This is a genomic window from Pseudomonas sp. PDM24 (genome assembly GCF_019218905.1).
Taxonomy (GTDB): domain Bacteria; phylum Pseudomonadota; class Gammaproteobacteria; order Pseudomonadales; family Pseudomonadaceae; genus Aquipseudomonas.
This window is the reverse complement of sequence record NZ_JAHUWR010000001.1, coordinates 168,693-182,868: the sequence shown is the minus strand read 5'-3', so window position 1 is coordinate 182,868 and position 14,176 is coordinate 168,693. Positions and strand designations below refer to the sequence as shown.

General features: G+C 60.4%; 17 protein-coding genes. 2 read left to right on the top strand and 15 right to left on the bottom strand.

Translation table 11 applies throughout. The features are described 5' to 3' along the window. Positions 1–3 precede the first annotated feature (3 nt). The 5 genes from ccmE to ccmA form a co-directional block, all read right to left on the bottom strand. A complete protein-coding gene (gene ccmE / locus KW837_RS00860; protein WP_192345731.1) occupies positions 4–459 on the bottom strand; it encodes a cytochrome c maturation protein CcmE in 456 nt (151 codons plus the stop codon). Continuing rightward, entirely contained in the window at positions 456–632 is a 177-nt protein-coding gene (gene ccmD / locus KW837_RS00855; protein WP_007894243.1) for a heme exporter protein CcmD, read from the bottom strand. The genes ccmE and ccmD overlap by 4 nt, the downstream gene beginning before the upstream one ends. Continuing rightward, positions 629–1,384 (bottom strand): heme ABC transporter permease, encoded by a 756-nt coding sequence (locus tag KW837_RS00850; protein WP_192345730.1) that lies wholly within the window; start codon positions 1,382–1,384, stop codon positions 629–631. Before KW837_RS00850 ends, ccmD begins: the two co-directional genes overlap by 4 nt. A 75-nt stretch (positions 1,385–1,459) precedes the next feature. Further along, entirely contained in the window at positions 1,460–2,128 is a 669-nt protein-coding gene (gene ccmB / locus KW837_RS00845) for a heme exporter protein CcmB (RefSeq protein WP_218394197.1), read from the bottom strand. After that, on the bottom strand, positions 2,125–2,760 hold the full coding sequence (gene ccmA / locus KW837_RS00840) for a cytochrome c biogenesis heme-transporting ATPase CcmA (RefSeq protein WP_123496069.1): 636 nt from the start codon (positions 2,758–2,760) through the stop codon (positions 2,125–2,127). The genes ccmB and ccmA overlap by 4 nt, the downstream gene beginning before the upstream one ends. Before the next feature lie 196 nt (positions 2,761–2,956). On the opposite strand from ccmA, the gene KW837_RS00835 reads away from it, so the two are divergent. Then, the gene (locus KW837_RS00835) at positions 2,957–4,531 is read left to right on the top strand and encodes a flagellar hook-length control protein FliK (RefSeq protein WP_218394196.1); all 1,575 of its coding nucleotides are present in this window, start codon (positions 2,957–2,959) and stop codon (positions 4,529–4,531) included. Further along, complete coding sequence (locus KW837_RS00830; RefSeq protein ID WP_218394195.1) at positions 4,528–4,857, top strand: EscU/YscU/HrcU family type III secretion system export apparatus switch protein; 330 nt, start codon at positions 4,528–4,530, stop codon at positions 4,855–4,857. The genes KW837_RS00835 and KW837_RS00830 overlap by 4 nt, the downstream gene beginning before the upstream one ends. 132 nt (positions 4,858–4,989) lie before the next feature. Here the strand turns inward: KW837_RS00830 and KW837_RS00825 are convergent, their stop codons facing one another. The 10 genes from KW837_RS00825 to KW837_RS00780 form a co-directional block, all read right to left on the bottom strand. After that, on the bottom strand, positions 4,990–5,382 hold the full coding sequence (locus KW837_RS00825; RefSeq protein ID WP_218394194.1) for a DUF2802 domain-containing protein: 393 nt from the start codon (positions 5,380–5,382) through the stop codon (positions 4,990–4,992). Continuing rightward, positions 5,383–5,868 (bottom strand): chemotaxis protein CheW, encoded by a 486-nt coding sequence (locus KW837_RS00820; protein ID WP_008072653.1) that lies wholly within the window; start codon positions 5,866–5,868, stop codon positions 5,383–5,385. Positions 5,869–5,956: 88 nt separating this feature from the next. Beyond that, the gene (locus KW837_RS00815; protein WP_218394193.1) at positions 5,957–6,832 is read right to left on the bottom strand and encodes a CheW domain-containing protein; all 876 of its coding nucleotides are present in this window, start codon (positions 6,830–6,832) and stop codon (positions 5,957–5,959) included. A gap of 117 nt (positions 6,833–6,949) precedes the next feature. Continuing rightward, positions 6,950–7,738 carry a ParA family protein gene (locus KW837_RS00810; protein WP_007894220.1) on the bottom strand — a complete coding sequence of 263 codons (789 nt, stop codon included), beginning with the start codon at positions 7,736–7,738 and terminating at the stop codon, positions 6,950–6,952. Positions 7,739–7,781: 43 nt separating this feature from the next. Next, a complete protein-coding gene (motD, locus tag KW837_RS00805; protein WP_008072648.1) occupies positions 7,782–8,675 on the bottom strand; it encodes a flagellar motor protein MotD in 894 nt (297 codons plus the stop codon). Between the two features lie 15 nt (positions 8,676–8,690). After that, positions 8,691–9,431 (bottom strand): flagellar motor protein, encoded by a 741-nt coding sequence (locus tag KW837_RS00800; protein WP_008072647.1) that lies wholly within the window; start codon positions 9,429–9,431, stop codon positions 8,691–8,693. After that, complete coding sequence (locus KW837_RS00795) at positions 9,431–10,564, bottom strand: chemotaxis response regulator protein-glutamate methylesterase (RefSeq protein WP_192345723.1); 1,134 nt, start codon at positions 10,562–10,564, stop codon at positions 9,431–9,433. Before KW837_RS00795 ends, KW837_RS00800 begins: the two co-directional genes overlap by 1 nt. A 49-nt stretch (positions 10,565–10,613) precedes the next feature. After that, positions 10,614–12,854, bottom strand: a complete 2,241-nt coding sequence (locus KW837_RS00790) for a chemotaxis protein CheA (protein ID WP_218394192.1) — start codon at positions 12,852–12,854, stop codon at positions 10,614–10,616. 54 nt (positions 12,855–12,908) lie between these two features. Continuing rightward, a complete protein-coding gene (locus tag KW837_RS00785; RefSeq protein ID WP_095051772.1) occupies positions 12,909–13,697 on the bottom strand; it encodes a protein phosphatase CheZ in 789 nt (262 codons plus the stop codon). Positions 13,698–13,727: 30 nt separating this feature from the next. Next, complete coding sequence (locus tag KW837_RS00780) at positions 13,728–14,099, bottom strand: chemotaxis response regulator CheY (protein WP_008072643.1); 372 nt, start codon at positions 14,097–14,099, stop codon at positions 13,728–13,730. Positions 14,100–14,176 lie beyond the last annotated feature (77 nt).

The following is a 14,176-nucleotide window of genomic DNA, read 5'->3' as shown; positions in this document are numbered from 1 at the left end:
CGATCAACCCTCCTTCGCGGGTGTTGGGGCGGATTGACCACTGTCTTTCAGCGCCTTGGTCACTTCCGGCGGCATGTACTTCTCGTCGTGCTTGGCCAGCACTTCGTCGGCCACCACCACGCCGTCAGCGTTGAGCTTGCCGAGGGCGACGATGCCCTGCCCTTCGCGGAACAGGTCCGGCAGGATGCCGCGGTAGCTGATGGTCACGGATTTGTTGAAGTCGGTGACGATGAATTTCACGTCCAGGGAATCGCCGGAACGTTGTAGCGAACCTTTCTCCACCATACCGCCCGCGCGGATACGCGTGTCTTGCGGGGCTTCGCCGTTGGCGATCTGGGTCGGGGTGTAAAACAGATTGATGTTCTGCTGAAGGGCGCTCAGGGCCAGGCCGACGGCAGCGCCGACACCGACCAGGATCGCGAGAATGATCATAAGACGCTTTTTACGCAGCGGATTCACTTGCCGTTCTCCCGGCGCAGACGACGCGCCTCTTGTTGCAGATACCGCTTGCGGGCCAGGATCGGCGCCGCCACGTTGAGGGCCAGCACCGCCAGGCTTATGCCATAGGCTGACCAGACATACAGGCCGTGATGGCCCATGGCGAGAAAGTCGCCGAATGAAGCGAAACTCATCGAGCGGCCTCCAGACTGTTCTGCACTTCGGTTTTCACCCAGCTCGCCCGGGCTTCGCGCTTGAGCACTTCAAGGCGCATGCGCAGCAACAGCACCGCGCCGAAGAAACAGTAGAAACCCAGCGCCGACAGCAGCAGCGGCAGCCACATCTCGGCGGGCATCGCCGGTTTTTCGGTGAGGGTAAAGGTTGCGCCCTGGTGCAGGGTGTTCCACCACTCCACCGAGTATTTAATGATCGGGATGTTGATCACGCCGACGATTGCCAGCACCGCGCAGGCCTTGGCCGCACTGTCACGATTGCTGATGGCGTTGCCCAGCGCAATAAGACCGAAGTACAGAAACAGCAGAATAAGCATGGACGTAAGTCGCGCATCCCAGACCCACCACGAACCCCAGGTCGGTTTGCCCCAGATCGCACCGGTGACCAGCGCCACGGCAGTCATCCACGCACCGATCGGCGCGGCGCATTGAAGGGCGACGTCGGCCAGTTTCATCTTCCAGACCAGCCCGACGATGCCGCACACGGCCAGCATCACGTAGATGGACTGCGCCAGCATGGCGGCGGGAACGTGGATGTAAATGATGCGAAAGCTGTTGCCTTGCTGATAGTCCGGCGGCGCGAAGGCCAGCCCCCAAACCACGCCGATGCTGATCAGCAGCAACGCCGCGACGCTCAGCCATGGCAGCAGTTTGCCACTGATGCCGTAAAACCATTTGGGCGAGCCGAGCTTATGAAACCAGGTCCAGTTCATTGCTGTTTCCATCACGGGTGCTCTTCGCTTTGAAGAGCCAAGGGTCTTTACTGATCAAAATTTGACCAGACCTCATTATTCGCCGACGCTGATCTTCAGGCCAGCAGCTATTGCAAAAGGTGCCAGGGTTATCGCCAGGGCGGTCAGGCTACCAAGCCACAAGAGATAACCGGTCGCCGGCATACCCTGCAATGCCGCCTGCAAGGCGCCACTGCCGAGAATCAACACCGGGATGTACAGCGGCAGAATCAGCAGCGCCAATAACAGGCCACCGCGCTTCAATCCTACCGTCAACGCCGCGCCCACCGCACCGAGCAGGCTCAGCACCGGTGTACCGAGCAATAAAGAAAGCAGCAACACCGGCAGACAGGCGGCAGGCAAACCAAGCATCAACGCCAGCAAGGGTGCGAGCAAAACCAGCGCCAAGCCGGAAAACGCCCAGTGTGCCAGCACCTTGGCCAAAACCAGAATAGGCAGGGGGTGCGGCGAAAGGACCCACTGCTCAAGCGATCCGTCTTCGAAATCACTGCGAAAGAGCCCGTCCAGCGAGAGCAAGACCGATAAAAGCGCCGCCACCCAGACCAGCCCCGGGGACAAGGTTTGCAACAATTGAGGCCCGGCGCCGACCGCCAACGGGAACAAAGAGACCACGATGGCGAAGAACACCAGCGGATTCGCCAGTTCGGCAGGACGGCGGAACAGCAAACGTGCCTCGCGGGCGACCAACAGGCCGAAAACACTCATACGGCCCAGTTCCCCAAATCAATGTCACGATAGCCGGCAGGCACCCGGGTGAGCGTGTGGTGAGTGGTGAGGACCACCATGCCACCCCGTTCACAGTGCGCCGCCAGGTGTTCTTCGAGTTGCGCCACGCCTTGTTTGTCGAGCGCGGTAAACGGCTCATCGAGGATCCAAAGCGGCGGGCTGTCCAGATACAACCGTGCCAACGCGACGCGACGTTGCTGACCGGCAGACAGGGTATGGCAAGGAACATCCTCGAAACCGCGCAGCCCCACCGCCGTCAGCGCCTGCCAGATCGCCTCATGGGAGGCCGGTTGATGCAAGGCGCAGAGCCAACTGAGGTTTTCCTCAGGGGTCAGCAGGTCTTTGATGCCGGCGGCATGGCCGATCCACAACAGGTTGCGCGCCAATTCGCTGCGCTGTTCGTTCAGTGGCAAGCCGTTGAGCAGCACCTGCCCGGCAGTCGGATGCATCAAGCCGCAAAGCAGACGTAAAAGGCTGGTCTTGCCGCTGCCGTTGGGGCCGCTGATCTGTACCATTTCGCCACTGGCCAGTCTCAATTCGAGATTTTCGAAGAGCAGCCGAAGGTCTCGCTCACAGGCAAGGGCAACGGTTTGCAGGACAGGACTGGTCAAGAGATCACGGGCCTTTTGCGGTTCAAGTCGGCGGCAGAGCGGCCGCTAAAGAGATGCAGCATAGATGCATTGGCGGCTTGTTCTAGAGAGCCAGGTCAAACAAATGCAATGTTTTCGCCACTCCCCGAAGACGGGCGGCATTATACATGCCATGCCCTACTCTAAAGAGTGCATTTTCCTCAGGTTGTGACCGCGTATGACAGGCGAAATGAACATCCTCCCGTTGCCGCCGACCACGCCCGCGACTTCGCGGCCGCTGGTGGTGAGTGGTGATCTACTCAAGCTGCTGACACCGATGGAGGGCCTGATCTCCGTTGGGCAAACCGCCAAGGCTGAAGTGCTGTCGCTCAAGCAGACGGATCAGACTTTTCAGCTGTTGCTCAAGGTCACCCTCGACAGCGGCCGCCAGACCACGGTCCAGGCCACCAGCACTCAGCCGTTGCCCCAAGGCACCAGCCTGGCGATTACCCAGCCATCGGCGGGCAACCTGGCGGTCACGGTGCAACAGGCCATCGCCTCCAGCGTCGCGACGCTCACCCGCATCGACACGGCGCAACTGCCGGTCGGCACCTTGCTGCAAGGCAAAGTACTGACCTCTCAGGTCATGCCGCAGGTGCCAGGTCAGCCGACGGTGTTTCGCTCGATGGTGAGCCTGCTCAATACCGCGCTGAGTGGCAGCACGCTGAGCATCGACAGCCCGACGCCACTGCGCATCGGTACCTTGCTGAGCGCCTTGGTGCAGGACACCCAGACCCTGACATTCGTCCCGTTGAGCAGCCGTCAGGAACAGTTGGCGGTGACGCAGCAATTGGTCAGCCAGCAAAGTCGCCAGGGCTCTCTGGATGGCTTGCTCAAAGTCCTGCAAAACCTGCCGCCATCGGATCAGACCTCCAGCGCCCTGCGCGCCGCCGTAGACAAATTGCTCGCCGGCCTGCCGGACGTTCAGCAATTGAGTACACCAAAAGGCCTGGCCCAGGCGTTGGCCAACAGCGGTCTGTTCCTTGAAGCGAAACTGCTGACCGGGCAAAACCCGACGCTGACGCCAGACATGAAGGGCGACCTGCTCAAGCTGATCGCGCAACTGACGCCGGGCCTGCCGGCCAATACCAATCTCAACGCGATCATCGCCGCCAATACACTGGCGCAAGCGCTGCCCAGCTTCGTGCGAAGCGCCCTCGGCATGTTGGGGCAAGTCAGCGCCAAACCGTTGCCGACCAGTTTCCCGCTCCCCGAGCGCCTGCTGCAAAGTCAGGACGGTGAAGGCGATCTGGAACATTTGCTGCGCCTGGCAGCAGCGGCTGTCTCGCGCCTGCAAAGCCATCAACTGTCGAGCCTGGAACAGACCGGCCTCACCGACGACGGTCGGCTGCTCAGCACCTGGCAACTGGAAATCCCCATGCGCAACCTGCAGGACATCGTGCCATTGCAGGTCAAATTCCAGCGCGAAGAAGCACCTGAGAAAGAACAACCGCACGAACGCCGCGACGAACACGAACCCAAGCAACAATTGTGGCGAGTCGATCTGGCGTTCGACATGGAACCGCTGGGGCCGCTACAGATTCAGGCCCAACTGATCAAAGGCAGCCTCTCCAGTCAGCTATGGGCCGAACGGCCGTACACCGCCAGCCTGATCGAAAGCAATCTGGCCGGGTTGCGCGAACGCCTGCTGGCGTCAGGCCTGAACGTCGGCGATCTGGATTGCCACCTTGGCACACCGCCCCAAGGCCCTCAAACCCGTCTCGAACAACGCTGGGTCGACGAAACCGCATGAACGAATCCGCCACACCGCGCCAGGCCATCGCCCTCAAATACGACGGCAGCCACTCCCCTACCCTCACGGCCAAAGGTGACGAGGAACTGGCCGAAGCCATTCTGCAGATTGCCCGGGATTATGAGGTGCCGATCTATGAAAACGCCGAGCTGGTGAAACTGCTGGCGCGGATGGAATTGGGGGAGAGTATTCCGCAGGAGTTGTATCGCACGATTGCGGAGATTATTGCGTTTGCGTGGAATTTGAAGGGCAAGTTTCCCGAGGGGCATGATCCGGAGGTGGGGATGATGGAGAAAGACATTACCGGCCGCGGGGATGATTACTGAGGTTTCGAGGACGCCTTCGCGGGCAAGCCCGCTCCCACAGGGATAGGTGGTGAACACAAAATGTGTGAACGTAGCCAATCCAATGTGGGAGCGGGCTTGCCCGCGATAGCGATCTAAACCACACCGCAAAAATCAGTTCTTATGCAACTTACTCATCAACTCAGCCTCAGCCTGGGTCAACCCGCAGGACTGTGTCAGCTCACTGACGCTCGCGCCCATCCCCACCAGCCGTGCCGCCTGGGCGAATGAAAGGCTCGACGGATCACGCTGCTCCAGCTGCGCCAGTTTGTCCGGCAACGGCCCGACGACGGCGCGCAGTTCGTGCAGGTCTTCACCCATGCGCACGTTGCCGTTCTGGTAGTCGTCGACGCGTTTGGCCAGGTCCTTGATGCGCTGATCGCGCAGCGCATCGCCCTCGGCCTGTTGCGCGGCGATCTGCCGCTGAGCGCGGATGTACGCCAGGAACATCGCCAGCGTGCCTGCCCATAAAAGGAACAGGACAATGACAGCCACCTCAAGAATCAATCAGATACTCTCCAGTTCCGACCATTCTTCTTCGCTCATCATCTTGTCCAGCTCGACCAGGATCAGCAGTTCGTTGTTCTTGTTGCACACGCCTTGAATGAACTTGGCGGACTCTTCGTTACCGACGTTCGGCGCGGTCTCGATTTCCGACTGACGCAGGTAAACCACTTCAGCCACGCTGTCGACCATGATCCCGACCACTTGCTTGTCGGCTTCGATGATGACGATACGGGTGTTGTCGCTGATCTCGGCATTCATCAGGCCGAAGCGCTGACGGGTGTCGATCACGGTGACCACGTTACCGCGCAGGTTGATGATGCCCAGCACGTAGCTCGGAGCACCCGGGACCGGGGCGATTTCGGTGTAGCGCAGGACTTCCTGAACGCGCATCACGTTGATGCCGTAGGTTTCGTTGTCCAGTTTGAAGGTTACCCATTGCAGGATCGGATCTTCAGAACCTTTTGCATTCGTCGCTTGACTACTCATACCCTGACCCCTCGAAAAACCGCTTCTGGCGGTGTGTGTTCTGTAGGCAGCATTCAACAATGCTGTCGCATACTTGTTATGTCGGCAGCTATGTCGGTTTGTGAAGTGGCTTGCTGCCGCTCATGTGCTTTGCCCCGCCGCTGGCGATCAACTCGGCCAGGGCAGAAACGTCCAGCAGCGCACACATGTGCTCAATCACCGTGCCGGCGAGCCATGGCCGCTGACCTCGGTGACTTCTCCATTTGATTTCGTTTGGGTCCAGGCGCAATGAGCGGCTGACCTGATGCACCGCCAGCCCCCACTCGTAGCCCTGAACCGAAATAACGTATTGCAGGCCCTGGCGGAAATCATCGCGGTAGCGGTCCGGCATGACCCAACGCGCGGTATCCAGCACTTTCAGGTTGCCGGCCTGGCTCGGCAGGATCCCAAGGAACCATTCCGGCTGGCCGAACAACGGCGTCAGCTCGTGACCGGCCAAGGAATAAATCGAGCCCAGGCACACCAGTGGCACCGCCAGGGTCAACCCGGCGACGTCGAACAACAGGCACTCGAACGGCTCGGCAGCCCATGCCGGACGACCGTCGGTTTCCACCGGTGGCGGCGTGTTGCTGGGTGGCAGATGAACTTCAACCAACGGCGGCACCAACGCTTGCAGCAGGGGTGCAATCGTCGACACGGGCGCCAGAATCGGTGCCGGCGCTTCGATCACGGCCACCGGTGCTTTCACCACTGGCGCAACGATGGGTGCAGCAGCCACGGCCGGTTTCTGCGCATCACGGGCCTGTTCTTCAAGCACGGCAGCCTGGAACTCATCCAGCGCGACCTCAACCTCGATAACCTCGACAACCTCGGGCAGCGCCTCCACTTCTGGCGGCAACTCTTCGGTCGCGTCCTGCAGCAATGCGTCCAGATAGGACTGGAGGGCCAGTTGCGGACGCGAGGTGACTTTCACCGGCCGATTCATGCGCGCACCTTTGTAGGAGCGAGGCTTGCCCGCGAAGAACGATAATGCGATTTAACTGTGGTAACTGCGGCGACTGCTTCGCGGGCAAGCCTCGCTCCTACGGGGATTGAGTTCATCTCACGCCACCTGCGGAACACGTTGCGCCGCCAGCAGATGCTTGAGCAGTGCACGGTAAGCGAGAACGCCACGGCTCTTGCCGTCGAATTGCGAAGGCGTCAGCCCTGCCCGGCTCGCGTCACGCAAGCGGGTGTCGATCGGAATGTAGCCTTGCCAGATTTCTTCCGGGTACTTGTCGCGCAGCACGCGAAGGGTGCCAAGGGACGCCTGGGTGCGGCGGTCGAACAGGGTCGGCACGATGCTGAACGGCAGCGCCTGTTTGCGCGAACGGTTGATCATCGCCAGGGTGTTGACCATGCGTTCCAGGCCTTTGACCGCCAAGTGTTCGGTCTGTACCGGAATCACCAACTGCTGGCTGGCCGCCAAGGCATTGACCATCAGCACACCGAGCAACGGCGGGCTGTCGATCACCGCGTAATCGAAGTCCTGCCACAACTGCGCCAGGCTCTTGGCGATCACCAGGCCCAAACCACTCTGGCCCGGCGACTGGCGCTCAAGGGTTGCCAGCGCGGTGCTCGATGGCAACAGGGAAATGCGTTCGTCACTGGTGGGCATCAGCAACTGACCGGGCAAGCCTTGCGGCACACTGCCCTTATGCAGAAACAAGTCGTAGCTGCTGTGTTCCAGGCTGTCGGGGTCGTAACCGAAGTAGCTGGTCATGGAGCCGTGGGGGTCGAGATCGACCACAACCACGCGCTTGCCCGCCTCAGCCAGCAAACCGGCTAAAGCGATGGAGGAAGTGGTTTTACCGACACCACCCTTTTGATTGGCGACTGCCCAGACTCTCATTCGGATTGTTCCTCCCGGTCGAAAAGGTTGACCGAGAAATAGCTCAACGTATTAATGCGGGTGACGGAGAATTGACGGCGCTCTCTCGTCCCGGCGACTTGACCGGAGCCGGTGCAGTTTGTGTGCCAGCCCGCTTCAACGCGGCATCCGGTTGTGCATGAGCCGTTCCGGTACCCGTGAGGCTGCGGCGTACATCGAGATTTCGTGAAACCACCAACACCACCCGACGGTTGCGCGCCCGGCCTTCGGCGGTGGCGTTATTGGCCACTGGCTGGAACTCGCCATAACCCACCGACGCCAGACGACCGGGGTTCACACCCTGCATCGCCAGCATGCGCACGATGCTTGCCGAACGGGCCGAGGACAGCTCCCAGTTGGTCGGATATTGCGCGGTGCGAATCGGCTGATCGTCGGTAAAGCCTTCGACGTGGATCGGGTTGTCGAACGGCCTCAGGATCGCCGCGACCTTATCGATAATGTTGAAGGCGATGTCGCTGGGCATTGCATCGCCGCTGCCGAACAACAGGCTGGAATTGAGCTCGATCTCGACCCACAACTCATTGCCGCGCACGGTCATCTGGTTGGAACTGATCAAGTCGCCAAACGCCGCGCTGATGTCATCGGCAATGCTTTTGAGCGGATCGTTGGCAGCCTGGGCGATGCCAGCGTCAATCTGTTCGCTGTCCTTGACCAGCGGCTTGGCCGGGGTCACGGTCTTCGGTCGCTCGTCACCAATCGGGATCGGCTTGAGGGCGCGATCAGAGTCGGTAAACACCCCGATCAACGCCTCGGAAATGACCTTGTACTTACCTTCGTTGATCGAAGAAATCGAGTACATCACCACGAAGAAAGCAAACAGCAATGTAATGAAGTCGGCGTAGGAAACGAGCCAGCGTTCATGGTTTACGTGTTCTTCAGGCTGCCGACGACGTGCCATGCTCCATGTCTCCCATCAATCCATGAAGCCCTGAAGCTTCAACTCAATAGAGCGAGGGTTTTCACCTTCGGCGATCGACAGAATCCCTTCCAGCAACATCTCGCGATAACGCGACTGCCGCAACGCGATGGACTTGAGCTTGGCGGCAACCGGCAGCAATATCAGGTTGGCACTGGCCACGCCATAGATGGTGGCGACGAAGGCGACGGCAATGCCGCTGCCCAACTGCGATGGATCGGCCAGGTTGCCCATGACGTGGATCAGGCCCATCACCGCACCGATGATGCCGATGGTCGGCGCGTAGCCGCCCATGCTTTCAAAGACTTTGGCGGCTTCGATGTCGCGGCTTTCCTGGGTGTAGAAATCCACTTCCAGAATGCTGCGAATCGCTTCCGGCTCGGCGCCGTCCACCAGCAGTTGCAGGCCTTTGCGCGAGTAGCTGTCGGGTTCGGCGTCGGCCACCCCTTCCAGACCGAGCAAACCTTCCTTGCGGGCAGTCAGGCTCCAGTTCACGACGCGATCGATGCCGCCAGCCAGGTCCACACGCGGTGGAAACAGAATCCAGGCGAGAATCTGCATGGCGCGCTTGAAGGCGCTCATCGGCGATTGCAGCAGCGCTGCACCAACGGTCCCACCGAGTACGATCAACGCTGCCGGGCCGTTGGCCAACGCGCCGAGGTGACCGCCTTCAAGGTAGTTGCCGCCGATGATGGCGACAAACGCCATGATGATCCCGATAAGGCTGAGTACATCCATCAGAGACACGCCTCGACCAGGTGACGGCCGATATCGTCCAGGCTGTACACCGCGTCCGCGAGCTCGGCTTTGACGATCGCCATGGGCATGCCGTAGATCACGCAGCTGGCTTCATCCTGAGCCCAGATCGCACTGCCGCCCTGCTTGAGCAGACGCGCGCCTTCGCGACCGTCGGCGCCCATGCCGGTGAGTACCACCGCCAGAACTTTGTCGCCGTAGGATTTGGCCGCGGAACCGAAGGTGATGTCCACGCACGGCTTGTAGTTCAGACGTTCATCGCCCGGCAGGATTTTCACCGCGCCGCGGCCGTCGATCATCATCTGCTTGCCACCCGGCGCCAGCAGCGCCAGGCCCGGACGCAGGATGTCGCCATCCTCGGCTTCCTTGACGCTGATGCGGCACAGCTTGTCCAGACGCTCGGCGAAGGCTTTGGTGAAGGCTGCCGGCATGTGCTGGATCAACACGATCGGTGCCGGGAAGTTGGCCGGCAACTGCGTCAGTACCCGTTGCAGGGCAACCGGGCCACCGGTGGAGGTGCCGATGGCGACCAGTTTGTAGGCTTTGCGTTTCGGCGCTGGCGACGCCGGCGTCGCTGCATGGCTGCGAGCCGGAATCGGTGCCGGGGCCGGACGCGCAGGCGCACTGCTGCTGCCGTAGCTGCTGACGCTCGAAGGCGCAGGTGTCGGGGCGGGTGCGGCCACTGGAGCCGGGGCACTGTAGGCGCTGACACGACGGTTACTGCGCGAGATGCTGAGAATTTTCTCGCACAGCAGTTGCTTGACCTTCTCCGGGTTACGCGAGATGTCTTCGAAATTCTTCGGCAGGAAATCCACCGCGCCAGCGTCCAGCGCATCGAGGGTGACCCGCGCGCCTTCGTGAGTCAGCGAGGAGAACATCAACACCGGGGTCGGGCAGCGCTGCATGATGTGCCGCACTGCCGTGATGCCATCCATCATCGGCATCTCGTAGTCCATGGTGATCACGTCTGGCTTGAGCGCCAGCGCCTGATCGATCGCCTCTTTGCCGTTGGTCGCCGTACCGACGACCTGGATATTGGAATCCGCTGAAAGAATTTCCGAGACGCGGCGGCGGAAAAACCCCGAATCGTCCACCACCAGGACTTTGACTGCCATAAACACTCCGTTAGACGGGGCGAGGCTCAGTCGCCCCGCTCCCGCAGAATCAAATACGCCGTGCGGCGTAACGCTTGAGCATGCTCGGAACATCGAGAATCAGTGCAATGCGGCCGTCACCAGTGATGGTGGCGCCGGACATGCCCGGGGTTCCCTGGAGCATTTTGCCCAATGGCTTGATGACCACTTCTTCCTGGCCCACCAGTTGATCGACGACGAAGCCGATCCGCTGAGTGCCCACCGAAAGGATCACCACATGGCCTTCGCGCTGCTCTTCGTGAGCGGCGGAGCTGACCAGCCAGCGCTTGAGGTAGAACAGCGGCAGCGCCTTGTCCCGCACGATCACCACTTCCTGGCCGTCCACCACGTTGGTGCGCGACAGGTCGAGGTGGAAGATCTCGTTGACGTTCACCAGCGGGAACGCGAACGCCTGGTTGCCGAGCATGACCATCAGCGTCGGCATGATCGCCAGGGTCAACGGGACCTTGATGACGATCTTCGAGCCCTTGCCCTTGGTCGAGTAGATATTGATGGTGCCGTTGAGCTGGGCGATCTTGGTTTTCACCACGTCCATGCCCACGCCGCGCCCGGAGACGTCGGAAATCTCGGTCTTGGTCGAGAACCCCGGAGCGAAGATCAGGTTGAAGCAATCGGTCTCGCTGAGACGGTCCGCCGCATCCTTGTCCATCAGGCCTTTCTTCACGGCGATACCGCGCAGAACATCGGCGTCCATGCCTTTGCCATCATCGGAGATGGACAGCAGGATGTGGTCGCCTTCCTGTTCCGCGGACAGAATCACCTTGCCGCTGCGAGGCTTGCCCATCGCTTCGCGCTCAGCCGGCTCTTCAATACCGTGGTCGACCGAGTTGCGCACCAAGTGGACCAGCGGGTCGGCCAGGGCCTCGACGAGGTTCTTGTCGAGGTCGGTTTCTTCGCCGACCAGCTCCAGGTTGATCTCTTTCTTGAGCTGGCGAGCCAGGTCGCGAACCAGACGCGGGAAGCGCCCGAAGACTTTCTTGATCGGCTGCATCCGGGTCTTCATGACCGCGGTTTGCAGGTCGGCCGTGACCACGTCGAGGTTCGACACGGCCTTGGACATGGCTTCGTCGCCGCTGTTGAGGCCCAGGCGGACCAGGCGGTTACGCACCAGTACCAGCTCGCCGACCATGTTCATGATCTCGTCGAGACGCGCGGTATCGACCCGCACGGTGGTCTCGGCTTCGCTGGCCGGTTTTTCCGGTGGCGGTGCGGCCGGGGCACGAGCAGGTGCCGGTGCAGCAGCGGCGGCCGGTTTCGGCGCTTCGGCTTTTGGCTCGGGCGCTTTGGCCACAGGTTTCGCAACCGGTGCTGGCGCCTTGGCGACAGGAGCAGAAACCACTGCGCCAGTGCCAACCTCGGTGAACTTGCCTTTGCCATGCAATTCGTCGAGCAGTGATTCGAACTCGTGATCGGAGATCAGATCGTCGCCGGCCGCTTTAGCGGTTGGCGCAGCCGGGGCCGGAGCCGAAGCAATCGCCGACTCCAATGCATCGACCGCAAAGTTGCCTTTGCCGTGCAACTGGTCGAGCAGTGCTTCGAACTCGTCGTCGGTGATGTCGGAGCTGTCGCCTGGCGCTTTCGGGGCCGCCGGTGCGGCGGGCGCCGCGACCACTGCATCGGGGGCGAACTGGCCTTTACCATGCAATTGATCGAGCAACGACTCGAACTCGGCATCGGTGATTTCGTCGCTGGCCGAGGCATCGCTGGTCGGCACTGGCGCAGCCGCTGGAGCCTCGGCTTGAGCCTTGACGGCATTCAGCGAGTCCAGCAGTTGTTCGAATTCGTTATCCGTGATGTCGCCCGATTCTTCAGCGGCAGGTTCTTCCACCACCTCGGCGACCGGTGCCGACTCATCGGCGGTTTGCGGCTCGGCCAAACGGGCCAACGCTGCAAGCAACTCAGGCGTGGCAGCCGTGATCGGGCTGCGTTCGCGGACTTCGCTGAACATGCCGTTCACCGCGTCCAGTGCCTCGAGAACCACGTCCATCAGTTCCGAGTCGACGCGTCGTTCACCCTTGCGCAGGATGTCGAACACGTTCTCGGCGATGTGACAGCACTCCACCAACTCGTTGAGCTGGAGGAAGCCGGCGCCCCCTTTTACAGTGTGAAAACCGCGAAAAATTGCATTGAGCAAATCCGCATCATCCGGTCGGCTTTCAAGCTCGACCAGTTGTTCGGACAGTTGCTCTAGAATCTCGCCGGCCTCAACCAGGAAATCCTGAAGGATCTCTTCATCGGCGCCGAAGCTCATTAAGGGGGGTGCTCCTGAGGTCTAAAAACCTAAAAAACCTAAAATGCTAAAACTCTAGAATCCTAGGCTGGATAACAAATCGTCCACATCGTCCTGACCGGACACAACGTCTTCTCTTTTATCGGCATGAATCTGCGGACCTTCACCCTGAGAGAGATGTTTTTGCGGATCTTTTTCAGCCAGCATCGCTTCACGGTCATGTTCGATACCCGCAAAGCGGTCGACCTGACTGGCCATGAGCACGAGCTTGAGCAGGTTGCTTTCAACTTCGGTGACCAACTGGGTCACGCGCTTGATCACCTGACCGGTGAGGTCCTGGTAATCCTGGGCCAGCAGAATGTCGTTGAGGTTGCTCGACACGATGCGGTTGTCTTCACTGCTGCGGGTCAGGAAACCGTCGACCCGCCGAGCCAGTTCGCGGAACTCTTCGGCCCCGACTTCGCGACGCATGAACCGTCCCCAATCCGTGCTCAGCGCCTGAGCTTCGTCGCTCAGGCTGTTGATCAGCGGTGTGGCGTTTTCCACCAGGTCCATGGTGCGGTTGGCCGCGGCCTCGGTCAGCTTGACCACATACCCCAGGCGCTCGGTGGCATCCGTGATCTGAGACACTTCCTCGGCTTGCGGCATGTGCGGGTCAATCTGGAAATTGACGATCGCGCTATGCAGCTCGCGAGTGAGCTTGCCCACTTCCTGATACAGGCCGCGGTCACGGGTCTGGTTGAGCTCATGGATCAGTTGCACAGCGTCGCCGAACCTGCCTTTTTCAAGGCTTTCGACCAGTTCGACCGCGTGTTTTTTCAGGGTCGACTCAAAATCGCCCTGTGAAGATTCGTTATGCTCCATAGCTCCCCCGTGACGGACTGGCTTTGCACATCAACCGATGCGTTCGAAGATCTTTTCAATCTTGTCTTTCAACGCTTGAGCCGTGAATGGCTTGACCACATAGCCGTTCACGCCCGCCTGAGCGGCTTCGATGATTTGCTCGCGCTTGGCTTCGGCCGTGACCATCAACACCGGCAGGTGTTTGAGTTTTTCATCGGCACGCACGTGGCGCAGCAGATCAATACCGGTCATGCCGGGCATGTTCCAGTCCGTTACCAGAAAGTCGATGCTCCCGCTGTTGAGGACCGGAATCGCGGTAATACCGTCATCCGCCTCGACCGTGTTGGTGAACCCAAGGTCACGCAACAGGTTTTTTATGATCCGCCGCATCGTTGAGAAGTCATCAACGATGAGGATTTTCATATTCTTGTCCAATTCGACCTCCAAGCAGTCTTAAAACGCGCGCAGCACCTGAACGCGCCGTTCAATCAATTCGGCGT

Bases quoted from the DNA above. Each gene is read 5' to 3' on its own strand.
- KW837_RS00785 (WP_095051772.1), bottom strand. From the start codon at position 13,697: ATGGAGCATAACGAATCTTCACAGGGCGATTTTGAGTCGACCCTGAAA.
- KW837_RS00790 (WP_218394192.1), bottom strand. From the start codon at position 12,854: ATGAGCTTCGGCGCCGATGAAGAGATCCTTCAGGATTTCCTGGTTGAG.
- KW837_RS00850 (WP_192345730.1), bottom strand. From the start codon at position 1,384: ATGAACTGGACCTGGTTTCATAAGCTCGGCTCGCCCAAATGGTTTTAC.
- KW837_RS00800 (WP_008072647.1), bottom strand. From the start codon at position 9,431: ATGGATGTACTCAGCCTTATCGGGATCATCATGGCGTTTGTCGCCATC.
- KW837_RS00820 (WP_008072653.1), bottom strand. From the start codon at position 5,868: ATGAGTAGTCAAGCGACGAATGCAAAAGGTTCTGAAGATCCGATCCTG.
- KW837_RS00815 (WP_218394193.1), bottom strand. From the start codon at position 6,832: ATGAATCGGCCGGTGAAAGTCACCTCGCGTCCGCAACTGGCCCTCCAG.
- KW837_RS00795 (WP_192345723.1), bottom strand. From the start codon at position 10,564: ATGGCAGTCAAAGTCCTGGTGGTGGACGATTCGGGGTTTTTCCGCCGC.
- KW837_RS00810 (WP_007894220.1), bottom strand. From the start codon at position 7,738: ATGAGAGTCTGGGCAGTCGCCAATCAAAAGGGTGGTGTCGGTAAAACC.
- KW837_RS00780 (WP_008072643.1), bottom strand. From the start codon at position 14,099: ATGAAAATCCTCATCGTTGATGACTTCTCAACGATGCGGCGGATCATA.
- KW837_RS00830 (WP_218394195.1), top strand. From the start codon at position 4,528: ATGAACGAATCCGCCACACCGCGCCAGGCCATCGCCCTCAAATACGAC.
- ccmD (WP_007894243.1), bottom strand. From the start codon at position 632: ATGAGTTTCGCTTCATTCGGCGACTTTCTCGCCATGGGCCATCACGGC.
- KW837_RS00835 (WP_218394196.1), top strand. From the start codon at position 2,957: ATGACAGGCGAAATGAACATCCTCCCGTTGCCGCCGACCACGCCCGCG.
- motD (WP_008072648.1), bottom strand. From the start codon at position 8,675: ATGGCACGTCGTCGGCAGCCTGAAGAACACGTAAACCATGAACGCTGG.
- ccmB (WP_218394197.1), bottom strand. From the start codon at position 2,128: ATGAGTGTTTTCGGCCTGTTGGTCGCCCGCGAGGCACGTTTGCTGTTC.